Genomic DNA, 19,616 nt, shown 5'->3' on the forward strand with positions numbered 1-19,616 from the left:
CCCCCCCCCTCGCGGCGGAAACCACCGCGTCTGCCCGGTCCGCCGACTCCCGGCTCATCCCCGCCTATCCCGCCGCCGAGCGGGCCGTCCGCGCCCTCGCCGAAGCCGTGAAGTACGCGCAGTGGCGGCGCGAGGCTGCGGAGCCGGGCAAGGTGCCCGAGTACGAGGACATCGACGAGAAGGGCGCCGCGCGGCAGATCGACGAGCTGCTCGCGCGGGACGAGGGGCTCGCCCTCGGCGCGGAGGACACGGCCGCCCTGCTCGGGCGGTACGGCATCCAGGTCCGGGAGGCGCGGCCCGCGCCCACGCCCGACGAGGCGGTGGCGGCGGCCGAGGCGCTCGGCTATCCCGTGGCGCTGAAGACGACCGCCCCGCACCTGAGGCACCGGGCGGACCTGGGCGGCGTACGGCTCGACCTGGCGGACGAGGAGCAACTGCGCCGGGCGTACATAGAGTTGACGGAGCTGTTCGGCGGGCCGGAGGAGCTGCGTCCGGTCGTCCAGGCCATGGCCCCACGCGGTGTCGACACGATCGTACGGACGGTGGTCGACCCGGCGGCCGGAGCGGTGCTCTCCTTCGGGCTGGCCGGACCGGCGTCGCAGCTGCTCGGGGACATGGCACACCGGCTGATTCCGGCCACCGAACGGGACGCCGCCTCCCTGGTCCGGTCGATCAGGACCGCCCCCCTCCTCTTCGGCTGGAGAGGTTCGGCGCCGGTCGACACCGACGCCCTGGAGGAACTGCTGCTGCGGGTCTCCCGGCTGGTGGACGACCACCCCGAGGTCGTGGCCGTCTCGCTGGAGCCGGTCGTCGTCGCCCCGCACGGGCTCAGCGTGCTCGGCGCCACCGTACGGCTCGCCCGCCCGCCCGCTCGGGACGACCTCGGCCCGAGGACCCTTCCGCTCTACTGAACGCGATTCTGACTTTACCCGGAGGTAATCCGGACGCCTTTCCGAGACGGCACTCATAGTCCCGTCATAAAGGCGTCGTTTTCCTCAGTCGAAGCTCAAATCCATTGTCCTCGCAATGCCCGCGTATTTACGGTCGACGCGCATCCACCCCCACGGACTCAAAGGAGAGTCATGCGGACATCGCGCATGCGTCGAGGCCTTCGGCAGGCGGGACTCCTCGTCGTCGCTGTCGCGGCGCTCATGGTCACCTCGGGCCCCGTCACCGGCACGGCGTACGCCGAGTCGGGCCGCCGGCTGTGCGTCTACACGGAGAACGAGGACGGCTGGACCGAGCTCCGGAGCAACCGCGCCTTCAACGCGTACGTCGCGGTCGACTACAAGAAGGACGGTGCCTGTCCGGTGGTCGACCCGGCGAAGTTCCGGTGGAAGGTCGGCGCCCAGCCGGTGAAGAAGATCCGCTGCGAGGACTGGCCGGCCCGCGCCAACCCGTGGCCGGGCAGCGACGTGTGCACCCACCTGCCCGCGGACGCGGTCTTCGAGGCCCGCGTGTACGACGACGGCAAGGGCGTCGGCTGGTCGCTCGGAGCGGACATCTGGCAGTTCCGGTGAAATGCGGCCGCGGTCCCGCCCGGGATACGGGGCCGCGGTCCTCTTCCGGGAATTCCCCGACCGGATCCGGTGGAGAGGATCCACGGCCCTGCCGGTGACGGGAATTCGCTTTCTTCCGGTGTCTCGGGAAATGCGGGCGCGCCTTTTCCCGAGACACCGGAAGGGCCGCCCTCGCAGAGGGCGCGGCCCGCCGCTTGGGCCGTCGCGGTGCCGTGACCGCACGCCCTTTCTCGGGCACGCTCCGGGCGCCGGACGCGAGAAGGCGCGTCGGCCTGCTGTTCGAATGCCCCCGGGATGCCCTTGACTGAGCCGGACCGCCCTTGCCCACGGACTAGGATGGACGTCATGGCCAAGACCAGTACGACGACCCAGGGGCTGCGTGCGGCGATCGAGCGCAGCGGCTACTACCCGGCTCTCGTGGCCGAGGCGGTGGAGGCCGCTGTCGGCGGCGAGGCCATCAAGTCGTACCTGGTCCACCAGGAGACGACGTTCGACGCGAACGAGGTGCGGCGCCATGTGACCGTGCTCGTCCTCACGGCCAACCGGTTCATCGTCAGCCACACCGACGAGCAGGCCGCGGACAGCACGTCGCCGACGCCCTACGCCACCACGTCCACCGAGTCGGTGAAGCTCGGCCGGATCTCCTCGGTCGTGGTCAGCCGGGTCGTCGCCAACCCCGAGTCGTACACCGCCGGCACCCTGCCGCGCGAGGTCGTCCTGACCATCGGCTGGGGCGCCGTCTCCCGTATCGACCTGGAGCCCGCCGCCTGCGGTGACCCCAACTGCGAGGCCGACCACGGCTACACGGGCAGCTCCACGGCGGACGACCTCAGCCTGCGCGTCAGCGAGGCCGGGGACGGCCCGGAGACCGTTCGCCAGGCCCTCGCCTTCGCGCAGTCCCTCTCCGAGGCGACCGCGGACCTCGCCCGCTGATGGCCCTGCCCACCTGGGACCACCCGGAACCCCTCGCCGTCGGCTCCGCGCCCGTCCCCGAGTACGGTGCCGGCTCGCTCGCCGACCTCCTGCCCACCCTCGCGGCGGGCATGGAGGTCCCCGGTACGACCGCCGTGATACAGGAACTGGCGCCGGCCGACCGCGCCTGCGTCTTCCTGATCGACGGGCTCGGCTGGGAGCAGCTGCGGACGCACCCCGACGAGGCGCCGTTCATGACCTCCCTGCTGGCGTCCTCGCGCGGCGGCACCGGCCGCCCCATCACCGCCGGCTACCCCGCCACCACGGCGACCTCCCTGGCCTCCGTGGGTACCGGACTGCCACCGGGGGCGCACGGGCTCCCCGGCTACACGGTCCGCGACCCCGAGACCCGGGAGCTGATGAACCAGCTCCGCTGGCAGCCCTGGACGGCACCGCACGTGTGGCAGCCGTACCCGACGGTCTTCCAGCTCTCCCACGAGGCCGGTGTGCACACCGCGCAGGTCTCGTCCCCCGCCTTCGAACACACCCCCCTGACCAAGGTCGCGCTGAGCGGCGGCACCTTCCACGGCCGCCTCTCCGGCGAGGACCGCATGGACCTGGCCGCCGCCCAACTGGGCGCCGGTGACCGGGCCCTGGTCTACACGTACTACTCCGAGGTCGACGGCGCCGGGCACCGCTACGGCCTCGACTCGGACACCTGGCGCGGCCAGCTCATGCACGTCGACCGTCTCGTCCAGCGCCTCGCGGAGCAACTCCCGCCGCGCAGCGCCCTCTACGTCACCGCCGACCACGGCATGATCGACGTCCCCTTCGACGAGCAGCACCGCATCGACTTCGACGAGGACTGGGAACTGCGCGCCGGGGTTGCCCTGCTGGGCGGCGAGGGCCGCGCCCGCCATGTGTACGCGGTACCGGGCGCCGAGTCGGACGTCCTGACCTGCTGGCGCGAGGTGCTCGGCGAGCAGTTCTGGGTCGCCTCACGGGACGAGGCCATCGCCGCGGGCTGGTTCGGGCCGACGGTGGACGAACGGGTGTACGGCCGCATCGGTGACGTGGTCGCCGCCGCCCGCGACGACGTCCTGATCATCGCCTCCGAGCGGGAGCCCAAGGAGTCGGCGATGGTCGGCAACCACGGCTCGATGACCCCGGCGGAGCAACTGGTCCCGCTCCTCGAAGTACGCTCCTGACGTCCCGCCGCACACCCCGACCGTTCCGCTGCCCTCCTTTGCCGAAAGGTGCTCACCTCACCATGTCCGAGCTGGTGTTCTTCTCCGGAACCATGGACTGCGGGAAGTCGACGCTGGCCCTCCAGATAGAGCACAACCGCTCGGCGCGGGGCCTCCAGGGCATGATCTTCACGCGCGACGACCGCGCCGGCCAGGGCAAGCTCTCCTCCCGCCTCGGCCTGGTCACCGACGCCGTCGAGGTCGAGGACGGCCAGGACCTCTACGCGTACCTCGTCGACCATCTCTCCCAGGGACGCCGGGCGGACTACGTCATCGCAGACGAGGCCCAGTTCCTCGCGCCCGAGCAGATCGACCAACTCGCCCGCGTCGTGGACGACCTGGGCCTCGACGTGTACGCGTTCGGCATCACCACCGACTTCCGCTCCAAGCTCTTCCCCGGCTCCCAGCGCCTGGTCGAGCTGGCCGACCGCGTCGAGGTCCTCCAGGTCGAGGCCCTCTGCTGGTGCGGCGCCCGCGCCACCCACAACGCCCGCACCATAGGCGGCCACATGGTCGTCGAGGGCGCCCAGGTCGTCGTGGGCGACGTCAACCAGCCCGACGACATCGGCTACGAGGTGCTCTGCCGCCGCCACCACCGCCGGCGTATGACCGCCGCGACGGCCCACGCGGGAGCCCTCTCCCCGGACGTCCTCCCGGTCGAGACGGCCTGAGCCGCCGCCCCCGGCGTCCGGTTCCGCGCGGAAGATCACCTCGGCCCGCGCCTCATCACCCGCGCACGCCCGTCCTGGCCCTCCCGCGCCCCGAACCTCAGCGCTCCATGTGCACCAGCGCGAAGACGGCCCCCTCCGGGTCCGCCACGGTGGCCACACGCCCCTGCGGGGTGTCATGGGGCGGGGTGAGGACATGGCCGCCGAGGGCGAGGACCCGCTGGGCCGCCTCGTCGGTGTCGGTGGCCTCGAAGTACGTCAGCCAGTGCGGGCCCCGGTCACGGGGGAGCGCGGCGCCCACACCGTGGATCCCGGCGACGGGACGGCCCTTGATGTGGAGGGTGACATGGTCGGTGTCGGGATCGGGGGACGCCACCGGTCTCTCCTCGTAGCGGAAGGCCACCTCGTAGAACTTGGCGACGCTCTCCGTGTCATAGGTGAGCAGCTCGTCCCAGGCGGGGGTACCCGGCACACCAGTGATGTCCGTGCCCAGAAGCTCCAGCGCCTGCCAGATGCCGAAGACTGCACCCGTGGGATCCGAGCCGATCGCGAGGCGCCCCGCCTCCCCGGCGTCCAGCGGTCCGACCCCGACGGTCCCGCCGCAGTGCCGCACGGTCGCCGCCGTCAGATCCACGTCGTCGGAGGCGAAGTACGGCGTCCAGGCGATCGGAAGGTGCCGGTCCGGCGGCAGCTGGCCGATCCCCGCCACCTCACGCCCGTCGAGCAGCGCCCGCACATACGGGCCGAGTTGCTGCGGACCGGGCTGGAACTCCCAGCCGAACAGCGCTCCGTAGAACTCCTGGGTCGCGGCCATCCCGTGCACCATCAGGCTCACCCAGCAGGGCGTGCCCGGCGGGTACCCCCCACCGTTCGGGCCGGTCGACCCCCGTGCGTCGGTCATCGTCACTCTCTTCTCGGCCCCTCGCGGCCGCGTCCGTCCGCCCCGCCGTACCCGTGTACCGCGTCCACCCGCGATCACGCCCCGTGCCGATGCTCGCACCACCTGTGGTGCCACGCGCCCGCGCCGCACCGCCGCGCCCTGGCGCACGTACGTACGTGAACGGGACGCGGTCGACCGTGAAGCGCCGCTTTCCGCGGGGCAGACGGGTGGTGGCCGTCGACTGTACGGCATGTGTCCGATCCCGTACGCGCGGTGATCGGAACCGTCCGGCGGGCAGAGTAGCCGGACCGGGGCGAAGGGGCCACCCCGTGCGCGAGGATGGGGCCATGAACGCCATCATCACCGCATCCGAGCTCGCTGAGGAGCTGGCCGGATCCCGCCCGCCGGTCCTGCTGGACGTGCGCTGGCAGTTGGGCGGCCCGAACCAGCGGCCTGAGTACGACAAGGCGCACCTGCCGGGGGCCGTCTTCGTCGACCTGGACGCCGAACTCGCCGGCCCGGCGGGCGCGGCCGGCCGCCACCCGCTGCCGGACCCCGAGACCTTCGGCGCGGCGATGCGGGCGGCCGGGGTGTCCGCCGACCGTCCGGTCGTCGTCTACGACGGCGGCCTCAACTGGGCCGCCGCGCGCGCCTGGTGGCTGCTGAGCTGGTCGGGCCACCCCTCGGTGCGTGTCCTCGACGGCGGTCTCGCGGCCTGGGACGGCCCGGTGACGGCCGAACTCCCCGACCCCGAGCCGGGAACCTTCACCCCCGCCCCGGGCGCCCTCCCGCTGCTCGACGCGGACGGCGCCGCGGCCCTCGCCCACCACGGTCTGCTCCTCGACGCACGGGCCGCCGAGCGCTACCGCGGCGACGTGGAGCCCATTGACCCCGTCGGCGGCCACATCCCGGGCGCCGTGTCCGCACCCACCACCGAGAACGTGACCGCATCCGGTCACTTCCGTTCCGCCGCCGAACTCGCCGACCGCTTCAAGGCACTCGGCGCGACCGGGGACACGGAGGTCGGCGTGTACTGCGGCTCGGGGGTCTCCGGCGCCCACCAGGTGCTCGCCCTCGCCGTGGCGGGCATCCCGGCCGCCCTGTACGTCGGCTCCTGGTCGGAGTGGTCCCGTGACGGCAGCCGCCCGGTCGCCACCGGCCCCGACCCCCAGTGACCCACCGCTGACAGGTATGCCGAGGGGCCCGCGTCTGAACGACACGGGCCCCACACACGTATGAGAGACCGAACCCCCACCCACCGAAGAAGGACCCGGAAGCAGAAGAAGGCAGCAACGGATCGGCGTGCACGACCGTTCCTGCTCGCAGCCGCCGCCCCCACCTCCTACCGCTGTTTCCCGCTACTCCTGTTTCTTGCGGCGCGTGCCGAACACGATTTCGTCCCAGCTGGGCACTGCCGCGCGCCGGCCCGGCCGTACGCCGTCGGCCTCGGCCTGGCGGTCCGTGGAGCCGATGAGCCGGTCGCGGTGGCCGTTGACCGACCGCGGCGGCATGAGGACGTCCGCGTAGGCGGAACCGGCCGAGGCCGCAGGAGCCGCGGACTCCTCGTCCATCTCCTCGACGGACTCGTCCTGCGGTTCGGCGGAGGGCAGTTCGGGCACCACCAGGTCGCCCCGGTAGCTGGGAACGGCCTCCAGGATGCTCGTGAGCGAGTCGCGCTCGCTCACGCCCTCCTCGTCGGACTCCGGTGTCACGGCCGGCAGGACGGGACGTTCCGCCTGGCGGTCGCGAGGCAGCCGGGCGATCCGCGGCACGAACGGGAAGCTCGGCTCGGGCGCGCCCAGATCGTCGGACTCCCCGATCAGGGAGCGCGCCTCGTCGTCGACGGCCTGGACCAGTCGCCGGGGCGGGTCGTACGTCCAGCTCGCCGAGTGCGGCTCGCCCGCGACCCGGTACACCAGCAGGACCTCCCAGGTGCCGTCGTCGCGGCGCCACGAGTCCCACTGGACGGTGTCCTTCTCGGCGCCGCGGATCAACAGCCGTTCCTGGACGGCCTCGCCGAGCTGAGGACCTGCGGCGTTCTCGCCGGGGCGGCGGACCGGGGTCTTGCGTGCCCGCTCGGCCATGAAGGCGCGCTCGGCCAGTACCGGACCCTCGAACCGGCGTACCCGGTCGACGGGGATGCCGGCGAGCTGCGCGACCTCCTCGGCCGTGGCACCCGCGCGTATACGCGCCTGGATGTCACGGGGGCGGAGATGGCTCTCGACCTCGATCTCGATCTGGCCGAGACGGGGACGGTCGCCGCGCACGGCGGCACGCAGGCGCTCGTCGATCGGAAGCGTGTACTCCGTGGAATCGGCAGCCTTCAGCACCAGCCGTGTGCCGTCATTGGAGACGGCCACGACACGCAGTTCGGGCATGGGGACCTCCCGGGTGGTGCCTGCCGACGTCACGTGCGTCGCTGCTTCCGCTAGTCGAGTGTGGCCTGCCCGGGTGCAGCCTGCCACAACCTTGCCGAGTTGCCCGGCGTGTCGGGCGTGGGCCCGAGGTCGCCGTTATGGCACGGTTACCTATTCGCAACGCTAAGTGACGAAACTCATCACCCTGTGCAACGATCCCCCTCCCGGCGGTCCTCGTGGGCCCCGGACACCCTGGCGGGAGTCCGGACCCAGGGCTCGCAACAGTACTCCATTCGGGCCACTTGCGTGGATCGGCGCGCCGCTCGACTTCTGGTGAGAGACGGCAATCGGCCGCAGGGGAGGGCCCTTTCGTCACGCCGGGTAGGGGAGTCCGTCACGCGATCACCGGCACCGCCGCCCGGTTAGGCCCCGAGGACGCGGCGCAAGTAGTCGTTCTGGAAACGCCGTTCGGGGTCGAGCCGGTCGCGCAGCGCGGTGAACTCGCCGAAGCGGGGGTAGACCTTGGCGAAGTAGTCCGTGTCCCGTGTGTGCACCTTGCCCCAGTGCGGACGCCCCTCGTGCGCCGTGAAGATCCGCTCGGCGGCCGTGAAGTACGCCTGGTAGGGCGTGCCTCTGAACATGTGGACGGCGATGTAGGCGCTGTCGCGGCCGGAGGCGGTGGAGAGCGTGATGTCGTCGGCCGGCGCGGTGCGGACCTCCACCGGGAAGCTGACGCGGAGGTTGGAGCGGTCGACCATCGCCTTGAGTTCACGCAGTGTGTCCACCAGGGCCTCACGCGGAACGGCGTATTCCATCTCCACGAAGCGCACTCGGCGCGGAGAGGTGAAGACCTTGTAGGGGACGTCGGTGTAGCTGCGCGCGGACAGGGCGCGGCTGGAGATCTGGGCGATCGTCGGGATGGTGGCGGGGACCGCCTGGCCGACCAGGTTGGCCACCTGGAAGACGCCGTTGGAGAGGAACTCGTCCTCGAACCAGCTGTTCAGCTGCGGGACGGGCTTCTCGGGGCCGGCGCTGCGGTTGTTGCGTTTGGTGTTGGTGTTGCCGGTGTGCGGGAACCAGTAGAACTCGAAGTGCTCGTTCTCGGCGTGCAGTTCGTCGAACTCGGCCAGCACCTTCTCGAACGGCATCGGCTCCTCGCGGGCCGTGAGCAGGAAGATCGGCTCCACGGCGAAGGTGATCGCGGTGACGATGCCGAGCGCGCCGATGCCGACGCGGGCGGCCGCGAAGACGTCGGCGTTCTCCGTGGCGGAACAGGTGAGGATCGAACCGTCCGCGGTGACCAGCTCAAGTCCCTTGATCTGGGCGGCGATCGAGGCCGACTCGCGGCCCGTGCCGTGGGTGCCGGTGCTGGTGGCCCCGGAGACCGTCTGCTCCATGATGTCGCCCATGTTCGTGAGCGACAGGCCCTCGCGCGCGAGCGCCACGTTGAGTCTCTTGAGCGGAGTGCCCGCGCCCACCGTGACGGTCATGGCGTCACGATCGATGTTGCGTATACCCGTCAACAGTTGAGGGCGGATCAATACACCGTCGGTCGCGGCGACGGCCGTGAAGGAGTGCCCCGTGCCGACGGCCTTCACCCTGAGGTCGTCCTCGGAGGCCCGGCGCACCGCCGCGGCGAGTTCCTCGACGGTGGCAGGGGTGACCTCCCGTACGGGCCGGGCGGTCACGTTCCCCGCCCAGTTACGCCACGTGCCGCTCTTGCCGATCACTGTGGTGCTCATGGGGCCCTCCCCGCTCCGGTGCCGGCCTGCGCAGCCGGCGGTACCCAAGGAAACCGACCGCGACCGCGACGGCACCGGACACCGCCGGAACCCCGTACCCGGCGTCCGCCCCGGCTGCGTCGATCACCCAGCCGGACACGGAGGAGCCGAGCGCGACGCCGACCGCGAGTCCGGTGCTCACCCAGGTCATGCCCTCGGTCAGTTGCGCGCGTGGTACGTGCTCTTCGATCAGGGACATCGTCGTGATCATCGTGGGTGCGATGGACAGCCCCGCGACGAAGAGCGCCACGGCCAGAAACGGCAAGTTTCCGACCAGTAGGAGGGGGATCATACTCACGGCCATGCCGCAGACGCCCAGCAGCCAGCGAAGCTCGGCCGCCCCGGAGAAACGCATCAGTCCGAACACGACGCCGGCGAGGCAGGACCCGGCCGCGTACACGGCCAGGACGACGCTCGCGGCGGCCTTGTGGCCCTGCTCCTCGGCGAAGGCCACGGTGACCACGTCGACGGCCCCGAAGATCGCCCCGGTGGCCGCGAACGTGGCCACCAGTACCTGCAGGCCGGGCGAGCGCAGCGCGGAACGGCCGCGCCCCTGCTGCTCGCGCGGGTGCGGTGCGGGCTCGGTGGCACGCTGGGAGGTCAGCCAGAACACACCGGCCGCGAGGAAGCAGGCGGCGAGCAGCGGCCCGGCCTCCGGGAACCACGCCGTCGACAGACCGATCGAGATGATCGGCCCGAAGATGAAGCAGACCTCGTCCACCACGGACTCGAACGAATAGGCGGTGTGCAGCCGCGGAGTGCCCCGGTACAGGGCCGCCCAGCGCGCCCGGGTCATCGCACCGAGGCTCGGCACACAGCCGATGCCGGCCGAGCACACGTACAGCACCCAGTCCGGCCAGCCGAAGTGCGCGGCGCACAGCAGCCCCGCGGCCGCGGTCAGCGCCACGAGCGTCGCCGGGCGCAGCACCCGCCGCTGCCCGTACTGGTCCACCAGGCGGGAGATCTGCGGGCCGAGCACGGCGGCTGACAGCGCGATGGTCGCCGACAGGGCGCCGGCGAGGCCGTACCGCCCCGTGAGCTGCGAGATCATCGTGACCACGCCGATGCCCATCATCGACAGCGGCATACGGCCGATGAAGCCCGCGGCGGTGAAGCCCTTGGTGCCGGGCGCGGCGAACAGAGCGGTGTAGGGGCTGGGCACGGAGGGTCTCCGAAAGGTACGGGAAGCGGAGGGAGCCGTTCCCTGGCCGGTGCTGTAAGGCGTGAAGGCAGCCGATACAGCTTACGGGTCAGGCAAACCCAAGGCATCTCCGAAAACGGGCCGGGATCCCGCTCGTCGGTGCCGGGTGGCAGGATCGACCCATGCCACACGCGCACGACGCCACCCCCTACGACGCCCTGCTCCTGCTCTCGTTCGGCGGCCCGGAGGGCCCGGACGACGTGATCCCCTTCCTGGAGAACGTGACGCGGGGGCGCGGCATCCCCAAGGAACGTCTCAAGGAAGTCGGCGAGCACTACTTCCGGTTCGGCGGGGTCAGCCCCATCAACGACCAGAACCGCGCTCTCCTCGACGCCCTCCGCAAGGACTTCGCCGAGCACGGCCTCGACCTGCCGATCTACTGGGGCAACCGCAACTGGGCGCCCTACCTCACCGACACCCTGCGCGAGATGATCGCCGACGGCCGCCGCCACATCCTGGTCCTCGCCACCAGCGCGTACGCCTCGTACTCGGGCTGCCGCCAGTACCGCGAGAACCTCGCCGACTCGCTCGCCGCCCTGGAGGCCGAGGGCCTGGAGCTGCCGAGGATCGACAAGATCCGGCACTACTTCAACCACCCGGGCTTCCTGGAGCCCATGATCGACGGGGTGATCGAGTCCCTCGCCGACCTCCCCGAGGACGTCCGCGACGGGGCGCACATCGCCTTCTGCACGCACTCCATCCCGAACGCGTCGGCGGACACCTCCGGCCCGGTCGAGGGGCACGGCGAGGGCGGCGCCTACGTCGAGGAGCACCTGGACGTCTCCCGGCTCATCGTGGAGGCCGTGCGCGAGCGGACCGGCGTGGAGCACCCCTGGCAGCTCGTCTACCAGTCCCGCTCGGGAGCCCCGCACATCCCGTGGCTGGAGCCCGACATCTGCGACCACCTGGAGGAGCTGAGCGGGTCCGGCGCCCCGGCCGTCGTGATGGCGCCCATCGGGTTCGTCTCGGACCACATGGAGGTGCTGTACGACCTCGACACCGAGGCCATGGCCAAGGGCGAGGAGCTGGGACTGCCGGTGCGCCGCTCGGCCACCGTCGGCGCCGACCCGCGGTTCGCCGCCGCGATCCGCGACCTGGTCCTGGAGCGCGCCGCCGTCGAGCGGGGCCAGGACGTGACGCCCTGCGCCCTCGGCGCGCTCGGCGCGAGCCACCAGCTCTGCCCGGTCGGCTGCTGCCCGGCCCGCGCCCCGAAGCCCGCCGCCGCGGGCGCCGACAGCCCGTACGCGTGAGGAGCACCGTGAACGACCAGCCGAACCACCCGGACGGGCTCAAGGCCGAACTGCTGGAGATCGCCCTGGAGGCGGCCCACCGCGCGGGCGCCTTCCTGCACGACGGCCGGCCCGAGGACCTCGGGGTGGCCGCCACCAAGTCCAGCGCGGTCGACGTCGTCACCGAGATGGACATCGCCTCCGAGAAGCTGATCACCGGCCTGCTGGCCGAGCGCAGGCCGCACGACGGCGTGCTCGGCGAGGAGGGCGCCAGCGTCGAGGGCACCAGCGGAGTCCAGTGGGTGATCGACCCCGTCGACGGCACCGTCAACTACCTGTACGGCCTGCCGAGCTGGGCCGTGTCCATAGCGGCCCGCGTGGACGGCGAGACCGTGGTCGGTGTGGTCCACGCCCCCGTGCGCGGCGAGACCTACCGCGCGGTCCTCGGCGAGGGCGCGTACGTGAACGACCGCCCCGCGCGCGTGCGGCCCGCCCCCGCCCCGGCGCTGGCCCTGGTCGGCACGGGCTTCGGCTACCGCGCCGAGCGCCGGGCCAGGCAGGCCGACGTGCTGCGCGAGCTGATCCCCGAGGTCCGCGACATCCGCCGCGGCGGTTCGGCCGCGATCGACCTGTGCGACGTCGCCGTGGGCCGCCTGGACGCGTACTACGAGCGCGGCCTGAACGCCTGGGACTACGCGGCGGGCGACCTCATCGCCCGGGAGGCGGGCGCCCTGACCGGTGGCCGCCCCGGACAGCCCCTGTCACCCGACCTGACCATCGCCGCCCCACCCGGTCTCTTCGAGGCCCTCCAGACCCGCCTGGAGGAACTCGGCGCCTGGCACGACTGAGCGGGCCGGCGGCGGAACCCGCGCGAAAGCACCACGCACACGAAAGAGCGGGACCCCAGGCCGGCTGCCTGGGGTCCCGCTGTCGTTCGCGTGGGTCAGGATCAGACGCTGAACGCGCCGACCTCCACACCGTGGTCGGCGGCGAGGCGGTGCAGGTCGTCGAGCTCGGCCTGCTCCACTTCGACGAGGAAGTCGTCGCCCTCGTCACGAGCCCTGGTCAGGTCGGACTCGGTCGCCCTTATGCGCTGCAGAAGTCCTGCGGTGAATGCGTCCATGCTGCGCCCCCTCGTCCTGGTCGTGGGTCGATGGCACGGGGGTGTGCCGGTTCGGAAGGGACGATCACGCTTCTTGTGGATGCCCAGCGCCACCCGTGCCGGGCGGCGTCGGTGCCGGACACCCACGCCCGCTCTGCGGAAAGCGGATCGCCGTGTACCGCATGGTGGTGCGGCACAAGCAGAGCGTGATCGCGGGGTGTAAAGCCTGTCCTCCCCTCGCCGTCTCCGAGGGAAACCTCAACCGGACGAAAAAATCCCGCATTCCCGGTCGGCTCCGGGCAGGAGATCGCCTTACCGCCGACTTACGGCCGAAAAAGGCAGGATGGAGGTCACACACCCACGAACACCCTGCCCGTGTGCGCCTTCGGCGCGCTACGCGGGTGGACACAGGAAGGACAAGCGACGTGCGCGTACTCGTCGTCGAGGACGAGCAGCTGCTCGCCGATGCGGTGGCCACCGGACTGCGCCGGGAGGCCATGGCCGTCGACGTCGTGTACGACGGTGCGGCCGCCCTGGAGCGCATCGGCGTCAACGACTACGACGTGGTCGTCCTCGACCGCGACCTCCCCCTCGTCCACGGCGACGACGTCTGCCGCAAGCTCGTCGAGCTGGGCCTGCCCACGCGCGTGCTGATGCTCACCGCGTCCGGGGACGTCAGCGACCGCGTCGAGGGCCTGGAGATCGGCGCCGACGACTATCTGCCCAAGCCGTTCGCCTTCAGTGAGCTCATCGCGCGCGTGCGGGCACTCGGCCGGCGGACGAGCGTGCCCCTGCCGCCGGTCCTGGAGCGTGCCGGGATCAAGCTCGACCCCAACCGTCGCGAGGTCTTCCGTGACGGCAAGGAGGTCCAGCTCGCGCCCAAGGAGTTCGCCGTCCTGGAGGTGCTGATGCGCAGCGAGGGCGCCGTCGTCTCCGCGGAGCAGCTCCTGGAGAAGGCCTGGGACGAGAACACCGACCCGTTCACCAACGTCGTCCGGGTCACCGTCATGACGCTGCGCCGCAAGCTCGGCGAGCCACCGGTGATCGTCACCGTGCCCGGCTCGGGCTACCGGATCTGATCGCCATGGCCACGACCCCGGCACCCCCCGCAGCTCCCCCCAAGCCCACCTGGGACCCCCAGCGGCCGCAGGTCCCGTTCCCGTGGCTGCGCCCGACCATCCGCATACGGCTCACGCTGCTGTACGGCGGCATGTTCCTGATCGCCGGCATCCTGCTGCTGTCGATCATCTACCTGCTGGCCGCGCAGGCGATCAACACCGGCAACCAGCCGCTGTTCAAGATCGTCGGCGGCGATCGCATCAGCGTCTCCAGCGAGCAGTGCCCCGCCGTCGACGCCGACTCGTCGGTCAACGTCCCGCTCACCGACTTCAACGCGGCGATCGCCAACTGCATCGACGACCAGCGCCGGGCCGCCCTGGACGCCCTGCTCAGCCGCTCGCTGCTGGCCCTGCTGGGGCTCGCCGTGATCGCGTTCGCCTTCGGCTACGCGATGGCGGGCCGGGTGCTCGCGCCGCTCGGCCGCATCACGCGCACCGCGCGCGCCGTGGCTGGGTCGGACCTCTCCCGCCGTATCGAGCTGGACGGTCCGGACGACGAGCTGAAGGAGCTGGCGGACACCTTCGACGACATGCTGGAGCGGCTCCAACGGGCCTTCACGGCCCAGCAGCGCTTCGTCGGTAACGCCTCGCACGAGCTGCGCACCCCCCTGGCGATCAACCGCACGCTGCTGGAGGTGCACCTCTCCGATCCGAACGCGCCCGCGGAGCTGCAACAGCTGGGCAAGACCCTGCTGGCCACCAACGAGCGCAGCGAGCAGCTCGTCGAGGGGCTGCTGCTGCTCGCCCGCAGCGACAACCAGATCGTCGAGCGCAAGCCCGTGGACCTCGCCGAGGTCGCTTCCCAGGCCGTCGACCAGGTGCACGCCGAGGCGGACGCCAAGAAGGTGGAGATCCGCGGCGAGCGGGCCCCCGCGGTCGTCCAGGGCAACGGCGTCCTCCTGGAGCGGATCGCGCTGAACCTCGTCCAGAACGCCGTCCGGTACAACGTGCCGGGGCCGGGCGGCTGGGTCGAGGTGACGACGGAGCTCCAGCAGGGCCAGGCGGTCCTCGTGGTCACGAACACCGGCCCCGTGGTGCCGGCCTACGAGATCGACAACATCTTCGAACCGTTCCGGCGGCTGCGGACGGAGCGTACGGGCAGCGACAAGGGCGTGGGCCTCGGCCTGTCGATCGTCCGGTCCGTGGCCCGCGCGCACGGCGGTCACATCGCCGCCCAGCCACGTGAGGGGGGCGGGCTGGTGATGCGCGTGACCCTGCCCGTCTGAGAAAATGTGCCGGCTTCCGGGACATGTTCGCTTCACGCGGAATTTCCCGGAGCTCCCATGAGTTCTGATCAGAACAGTCGCGCGCGACCAATGTGTGATCGATCACATGGGCGATTATTCAGCCATCTACTGAGCGTGATCATGAGCTGGCCGGAACGCCGGGAACATCCGGGTTTTCGGGGGTTGAGATCACGGGAAGTACATGCTGAGGCGCCTTTGAAAGCAGCCTGAGGACCGTGTACGGTCCGGTTCGCCATCCAAGCCGATCACTCTTGAGGGGTCCGGTTGGGTGTCGATTGAGTAACAGACCTTGATGTGAGGCAAAATCTCCGCCTCAGGTCGGGCACAAGTCCGGCCTCTCACGCGTTACGTGCGCTGGAGACACCGCAGACACCCAGAGGGGGAGAGCGACATGGCAACGGATTACGACACCCCACGCAAGACCGACGACGACGTCGATTCGGACAGCCTGGAAGAACTCAAGGCGCGCCGGAACGACAAGTCGACCTCCTCGGTGGACGTCGACGAGTTCGAGGCCGCAGAGGGCCTGGAACTGCCGGGCGCCGACCTCTCGAACGAGGAACTGGCCGTCCGCGTCCTGCCCAAGCAGCAGGACGAGTTCACCTGCATGAGCTGCTTCCTGGTGCATCACCGCAGCCAGCTGGCCCGCGAGAAGAACGGTCAGCCGATCTGCCGCGACTGCGACTGAGGCAGGGTCGGCCGTGACTGGCTCGACCCCTCCTTGGAAGCGCCGCTTCCGCAAGGGGGCGGACCATGGGCCGTACAGCGGCCCTGACGGCGTGCGTGATGACGAGCGGGGCTCCTCCGATCCCGGAGAGGCCTCGCTCGAACGTACGTCGGACACGGCGTCGGGGGGCGCCACGGATGAGCAGGGGAGCCTGCCCGTACCGGTGGACACTCCGGCGCCGGTCGCCGGAAGGCACGCGGCGGCCGTCCGGGCGGGCGTCAGACAGGGCCTGAGCGTCGGGGCCCGCAAGAGCGGTGACCGGGCGCGGGCAGGGCTCGCGTACCTCACCGACCGGATCATCGACATGGCCCCGAGGATCCCCGTACGGGACCTCGCGACCCTGCGTGCCCAGTTCCCGGGCCTCGGGCCCGAACAGCTCGCCGACAAGCTCGTGGCGGGCGCCGCGAACGCGTCCTCCACCGTGGGCGCCGGGGTCGGGGCCGCCGCCATGCTGCCCACACCGCCGGCCATGCCGGCGGAACTGGCCGCCGAGATCACCGGCGTCGCCGCGATCGAGCTGAAACTCATCGCCGAACTGCACGAGGTGTACGGGACACGACCGCCCGGCAACCTCCGGCAGCGCAGCACTGCCTACCTCGACTCCTGGTCCGGGGAGCGCGGCATCGACGTGACCAGGCCCACGACGATCGACGCGGCGCTCGGCGGACAGCTGAAGCGGCAGCTGCGCCAGCAGATCATGAAGCGCATGGTGCGCAACCTGCCGAACCTCATGCCGTTCCTGGTCGGGGCCGCCGTCGGCGCCGTCATGAACCGCCGGGACACCAAGCACCTGGCCCAGCGCGTCCGCAAGGACCTGCGACGGACCCAGGTGCCCTGGGAGGCGCTGCCGGACCTCCCGGCGCTGGAGAAGCCGACGGACCCCGTGGCGGTGGCCGAGCTGCCGCAGAACCCCGACAAGGACTGACCGGGACCCGGCCCGTCGAGACGTGGGTACCGCCGACCGCCGGAACAGGTCCGCGAACCCGTCAGCCCCCGGCGACTGTCGCCGACCGTAAGAATCAGGCGAGAAAACAGCCGAGAGATCAGCCGAGAAATCGGCGGTGGCGGGGAAAGCGGCGCCGCGGCTACGCCGCTGCCCTGGCCGCCTCCAGGGCGGCGATCAGCCGCTGCGGCTGCCGCGTCGACAGATACAGGTACGGCGTCGGGTCGGCCGGGTCCGTGACCGGGATGCGCAGGGCGCCCGGGATGTAGGCGCGCAGCAGCATGAACGCCCGGGTGTCGGCCTTGTACGTGCGCCAGGCCCGCGCCTCCTCGGCGTCGAGGACCTCCGGCTCACCGAGCGCGCTCACCGGGATCTTCGCCTCGCCCGCGATCAGGGCGTCCCCGACCACGCGGATGCGGACCGAGCCGTAGGAGCTGGCCACGACCGCCGCGGCGGCGGTGCCGCCGGCCAGGCCGCCGAGGAGCGGCAGGGTCCCGAAGGGCAGCAGGATCAGGGCCATGGAGACGCCGACCAGGAGGCAGACCAGCCACCACGAACGGGGCGCGGTGAGGCGTTCTTCGTACGGCGAGGCGGAGAGCTGCATGGCGTCAAGCTTGGCACGGGGAGCACCGGCCCCCGGAAATGGGGGCACCCGAGGGGAAACCCTGTCCGCCGGGACGATGGCCGGAGGCTGACGGACGGGTAAGGTCTGCGGCTGTGAGAGGTACTTCCGCGGCCCTGCAGCCCCCGGCGGACGCCACGGCGCCCGTCCGGCACCCCGAGGCACCCGCCCCGGGCGAACTGCTGGGCGCACACTACGGGCAGTGTTTCGGCTGCGGCGACGAGCAGCCCCACGGGCTGCACCTTCAGGCCCGGGCCGGCGAGGGGGTCTCCCTCACCGCCGAGTTCACGGTCAAGGCCGCCCACCAGGGCGCGCCCGGCCTGGCGCACGGCGGGGTCCTGGCCACCGCCCTCGACGAGACGCTCGGCTCGCTCACCTGGCTGCTGCGCACCATCGCGGTGACCGGGCGGCTGGAGACCGACTTCGTACGGCCCGTGCCCGTCGGCTCCGTACTGCACCTCCAGGCGGAGGTGACGGCCGTGGCCGGGCGGAAGATCTACGCGAGCGCCACCGGGCGCGTGGGCGGACCCGACGGCCCGCTCGCCGTCCGCGCCGACGCGCTCTTCGTCGAGGTGAAGGTCGACCACTTCATCGACAACGGCCGTCAGGAGGAGATCCAGGCGGCCATGAACGACCCGGACCAGGTCCGGCGGGCCCGCGCCTTCGAGGTGAACCCGTGAACGGCGGCCGTCCCCCCGTCGACGTGCTCATCCGGCGCGTCGACCCGGACGTTCCGCTGCCGGAGTACGCGCACCCCGCAGACGCGGGCGCCGATCTGCGCACCACGGAGAGCCGTGAACTGAAGCCGGGCGAACGGGCCGTCCTGCCCACGGGAGTGTCCATCGCGCTCCCGGAGGGGTACGCGGCCTTCGTGCACCCTCGATCCGGTCTCGCCGCCCGCTGCGGTGTCGCCCTGGTGAATGCCCCAGGGACGGTTGATGCCGGGTACCGTGGGGAGATCAAGGTCATTGTGGTGAACCTCGACCCGCGGGAGGCCGTGGTGTTCGAGCGCTTCGACCGGATTGCCCAACTGGTCGTCCAGCAGGTCGAGAAGGTGCGCTTCCAGGAGGTGGCGGAGCTTCCCGACTCGGCGCGGGCCGAGGGGGGCTTCGGGTCCACGGGCGGTCATGCCGCCGTGGGCGGCACAACGGGTGGGAATCGATACGCTTCGGTCGTATCCGACCGGGAAGGACAGTGACGTGTTCGGACGTCGCAAGAAGAAGGGCTCCGCTGAGGACGCGGCGGACGCGGCGAGCGAGGCCGAGCAGGTCGTCGACGCAGTCGGCACTGAGACGGACGAGGTCGAGCGGGAGCGGGTGCGGCTGGAGCCGGAGCCGCGGCCCGACGGACCCTGGGACAGCTCCGAGGTCTCCAACCCCGGCGAGGGCCGGGTCGACCTCGGTGGTCTCTTCGTGCCCGGGGTCGAGGGCATGGAGCTGCGGGTCGAGGTCGCGGGCGACGCGATCGTCGCGGCCACCGTCGTCCTGCGCGACAGCGCGGTCCAGCTCCAGGCCTTCGCCGCGCCCAAGCGCGAGGGCATCTGGGGCGAGGTCCGCGAGGAGATCGCCACCGGCATCACCCAGCAGGGCGGTGTCATCGACGAGGTCGAGGGCCCGCTGGGCTGGGAGCTGCGGGCCCAGGTGCCCGTGCAGCTGCCGGACGGCACGGGCGGCTTCCAGGTCGTCCGCTTCGTGGGCGTGGACGGGCCGCGCTGGTTCCTGCGCGGTGTGATCTCCGGCCGGGGCGCGGTCGAGCCGCAGACCGCCGGGCTGCTGGAGCAGATCTTCCGGGACACCGTCATCGTCCGCGGTGAGGGCCCCATGGCCCCGCGCGACCCGATCGTCCTGAAGCTCCCGAACGACGCGCAGATGGTGCCGGAAGGCGTCCAGCAGGAGGAGCAGAGCGGCTCCCGCTTCTCCGGCGGCATGGGCCAGCTGCAGCGGGGCCCGGAGATCACCGAGGTCCGCTGACCCACCGCACAGACACACGGGCCGTACTCCCTTGGGGTGCGGCCCTCCGTCGTACCGGGACCACGCCACGGGGGTCCGCGGGGCTCCGGCGA

Annotated in this window: 21 protein-coding genes; 15 read left to right on the forward strand and 6 right to left on the reverse strand. The window is 71.6% G+C overall.

From position 1 onward, the window contains the following. The 5 genes from AOK15_RS25685 to AOK15_RS25705 form a co-directional block, all read left to right on the forward strand. The coding region (locus AOK15_RS25685; protein ID WP_205632227.1) for an acetate--CoA ligase family protein at window positions 1-911 on the forward strand (911 nt) is incomplete at its 5' end. A 186-nt stretch (window positions 912-1,097) separates the two neighbouring features. Further along, entirely contained in the window at window positions 1,098-1,520 is a 423-nt protein-coding gene (locus AOK15_RS25690; RefSeq protein ID WP_055520729.1) for a hypothetical protein, read from the forward strand. Window positions 1,521-1,865: 345 nt separating this feature from the next. Next, window positions 1,866-2,453: a DUF5998 family protein gene (locus AOK15_RS25695; protein ID WP_055520764.1), complete on the forward strand. Its 588-nt coding sequence runs from the start codon at window positions 1,866-1,868 to the stop codon at window positions 2,451-2,453. Next, on the forward strand, window positions 2,453-3,640 hold the full coding sequence (locus AOK15_RS25700; RefSeq protein WP_055520730.1) for an alkaline phosphatase family protein: 1,188 nt from the start codon (window positions 2,453-2,455) through the stop codon (window positions 3,638-3,640). The genes AOK15_RS25695 and AOK15_RS25700 overlap by 1 nt, the downstream gene beginning before the upstream one ends. Before the next feature lie 62 nt (window positions 3,641-3,702). Then, a complete protein-coding gene (locus AOK15_RS25705; RefSeq protein ID WP_055520731.1) occupies window positions 3,703-4,350 on the forward strand; it encodes a thymidine kinase in 648 nt (215 codons plus the stop codon). A gap of 97 nt (window positions 4,351-4,447) precedes the next feature. Here AOK15_RS25705 and AOK15_RS25710 read toward each other — a convergent pair whose 3' ends face one another. Next, window positions 4,448-5,248, reverse strand: a complete 801-nt coding sequence (locus AOK15_RS25710; RefSeq protein ID WP_055520732.1) for a VOC family protein — start codon at window positions 5,246-5,248, stop codon at window positions 4,448-4,450. Window positions 5,249-5,574: 326 nt separating this feature from the next. Here AOK15_RS25710 and AOK15_RS25715 point away from each other — a divergent pair, with 326 nt between their 5' ends. Beyond that, entirely contained in the window at window positions 5,575-6,402 is an 828-nt protein-coding gene (locus tag AOK15_RS25715; RefSeq protein ID WP_055520733.1) for a sulfurtransferase, read from the forward strand. Window positions 6,403-6,585: 183 nt separating this feature from the next. On the opposite strand, the gene sepH is transcribed toward AOK15_RS25715, so the two are convergent. The 3 genes from sepH to AOK15_RS25730 form a co-directional block, all read right to left on the reverse strand. Continuing rightward, window positions 6,586-7,605, reverse strand: coding sequence for a septation protein SepH (gene sepH / locus AOK15_RS25720; protein WP_055520734.1), 1,020 nt, complete (start codon window positions 7,603-7,605; stop codon window positions 6,586-6,588). Between the two features lie 401 nt (window positions 7,606-8,006). Further along, window positions 8,007-9,326 (reverse strand): D-arabinono-1,4-lactone oxidase, encoded by a 1,320-nt coding sequence (locus tag AOK15_RS25725; RefSeq protein WP_055520735.1) that lies wholly within the window; start codon window positions 9,324-9,326, stop codon window positions 8,007-8,009. Continuing rightward, window positions 9,286-10,527: an MFS transporter gene (locus AOK15_RS25730; protein WP_055520736.1), complete on the reverse strand. Its 1,242-nt coding sequence runs from the start codon at window positions 10,525-10,527 to the stop codon at window positions 9,286-9,288. Before AOK15_RS25730 ends, AOK15_RS25725 begins: the two co-directional genes overlap by 41 nt. A gap of 161 nt (window positions 10,528-10,688) precedes the next feature. Here AOK15_RS25730 and AOK15_RS25735 point away from each other — a divergent pair, with 161 nt between their 5' ends. Next, a complete protein-coding gene (locus tag AOK15_RS25735) occupies window positions 10,689-11,816 on the forward strand; it encodes a ferrochelatase (protein WP_055520737.1) in 1,128 nt (375 codons plus the stop codon). 8 nt (window positions 11,817-11,824) lie between these two features. Then, the gene (locus tag AOK15_RS25740) at window positions 11,825-12,643 is read left to right on the forward strand and encodes an inositol monophosphatase family protein (RefSeq protein ID WP_055520738.1); all 819 of its coding nucleotides are present in this window, start codon (window positions 11,825-11,827) and stop codon (window positions 12,641-12,643) included. 101 nt (window positions 12,644-12,744) lie between these two features. On the opposite strand, the gene AOK15_RS45725 is transcribed toward AOK15_RS25740, so the two are convergent. Then, window positions 12,745-12,918: a hypothetical protein gene (locus tag AOK15_RS45725; protein ID WP_167738856.1), complete on the reverse strand. Its 174-nt coding sequence runs from the start codon at window positions 12,916-12,918 to the stop codon at window positions 12,745-12,747. 404 nt (window positions 12,919-13,322) lie between these two features. Here AOK15_RS45725 and AOK15_RS25745 point away from each other — a divergent pair, with 404 nt between their 5' ends. From AOK15_RS25745 to AOK15_RS25760, 4 genes are all read left to right on the forward strand, one after another. Further along, entirely contained in the window at window positions 13,323-13,976 is a 654-nt protein-coding gene (locus AOK15_RS25745) for a response regulator transcription factor (RefSeq protein ID WP_009340866.1), read from the forward strand. Between the two features lie 5 nt (window positions 13,977-13,981). Beyond that, entirely contained in the window at window positions 13,982-15,241 is a 1,260-nt protein-coding gene (locus AOK15_RS25750; RefSeq protein ID WP_055520739.1) for a sensor histidine kinase, read from the forward strand. Window positions 15,242-15,653: 412 nt separating this feature from the next. Further along, window positions 15,654-15,950 carry a DUF4193 domain-containing protein gene (locus AOK15_RS25755; protein WP_003997302.1) on the forward strand — a complete coding sequence of 99 codons (297 nt, stop codon included), beginning with the start codon at window positions 15,654-15,656 and terminating at the stop codon, window positions 15,948-15,950. A 13-nt stretch (window positions 15,951-15,963) separates the two neighbouring features. After that, entirely contained in the window at window positions 15,964-16,914 is a 951-nt protein-coding gene (locus AOK15_RS25760; protein WP_205632228.1) for a hypothetical protein, read from the forward strand. Window positions 16,915-17,074: 160 nt separating this feature from the next. Here AOK15_RS25760 and AOK15_RS25765 read toward each other — a convergent pair whose 3' ends face one another. After that, on the reverse strand, window positions 17,075-17,536 hold the full coding sequence (locus AOK15_RS25765; protein WP_055520740.1) for a DUF3093 domain-containing protein: 462 nt from the start codon (window positions 17,534-17,536) through the stop codon (window positions 17,075-17,077). Between the two features lie 113 nt (window positions 17,537-17,649). Between AOK15_RS25765 and AOK15_RS25770 the strand changes: the two genes are divergently transcribed. The 3 genes from AOK15_RS25770 to AOK15_RS25780 are packed head-to-tail and all read left to right on the forward strand — an operon-like array spanning window position 17,650 to window position 19,524. Continuing rightward, on the forward strand, window positions 17,650-18,234 hold the full coding sequence (locus tag AOK15_RS25770) for a PaaI family thioesterase (RefSeq protein WP_055520741.1): 585 nt from the start codon (window positions 17,650-17,652) through the stop codon (window positions 18,232-18,234). Continuing rightward, on the forward strand, window positions 18,231-18,752 hold the full coding sequence (gene dut, locus AOK15_RS25775) for a dUTP diphosphatase (RefSeq protein ID WP_055520742.1): 522 nt from the start codon (window positions 18,231-18,233) through the stop codon (window positions 18,750-18,752). The genes AOK15_RS25770 and dut overlap by 4 nt, the downstream gene beginning before the upstream one ends. 1 nt (window position 18,753) lies before the next feature. Then, window positions 18,754-19,524, forward strand: a complete 771-nt coding sequence (locus AOK15_RS25780; RefSeq protein WP_055520743.1) for a DUF3710 domain-containing protein — start codon at window positions 18,754-18,756, stop codon at window positions 19,522-19,524. Window positions 19,525-19,616 lie beyond the last annotated feature (92 nt).

Origin of the sequence: Streptomyces ossamyceticus, assembly GCF_001418475.1 — a bacterium.
Classification (GTDB): Bacteria; Actinomycetota; Actinomycetes; order Streptomycetales; family Streptomycetaceae; genus Streptomyces; species Streptomyces ossamyceticus.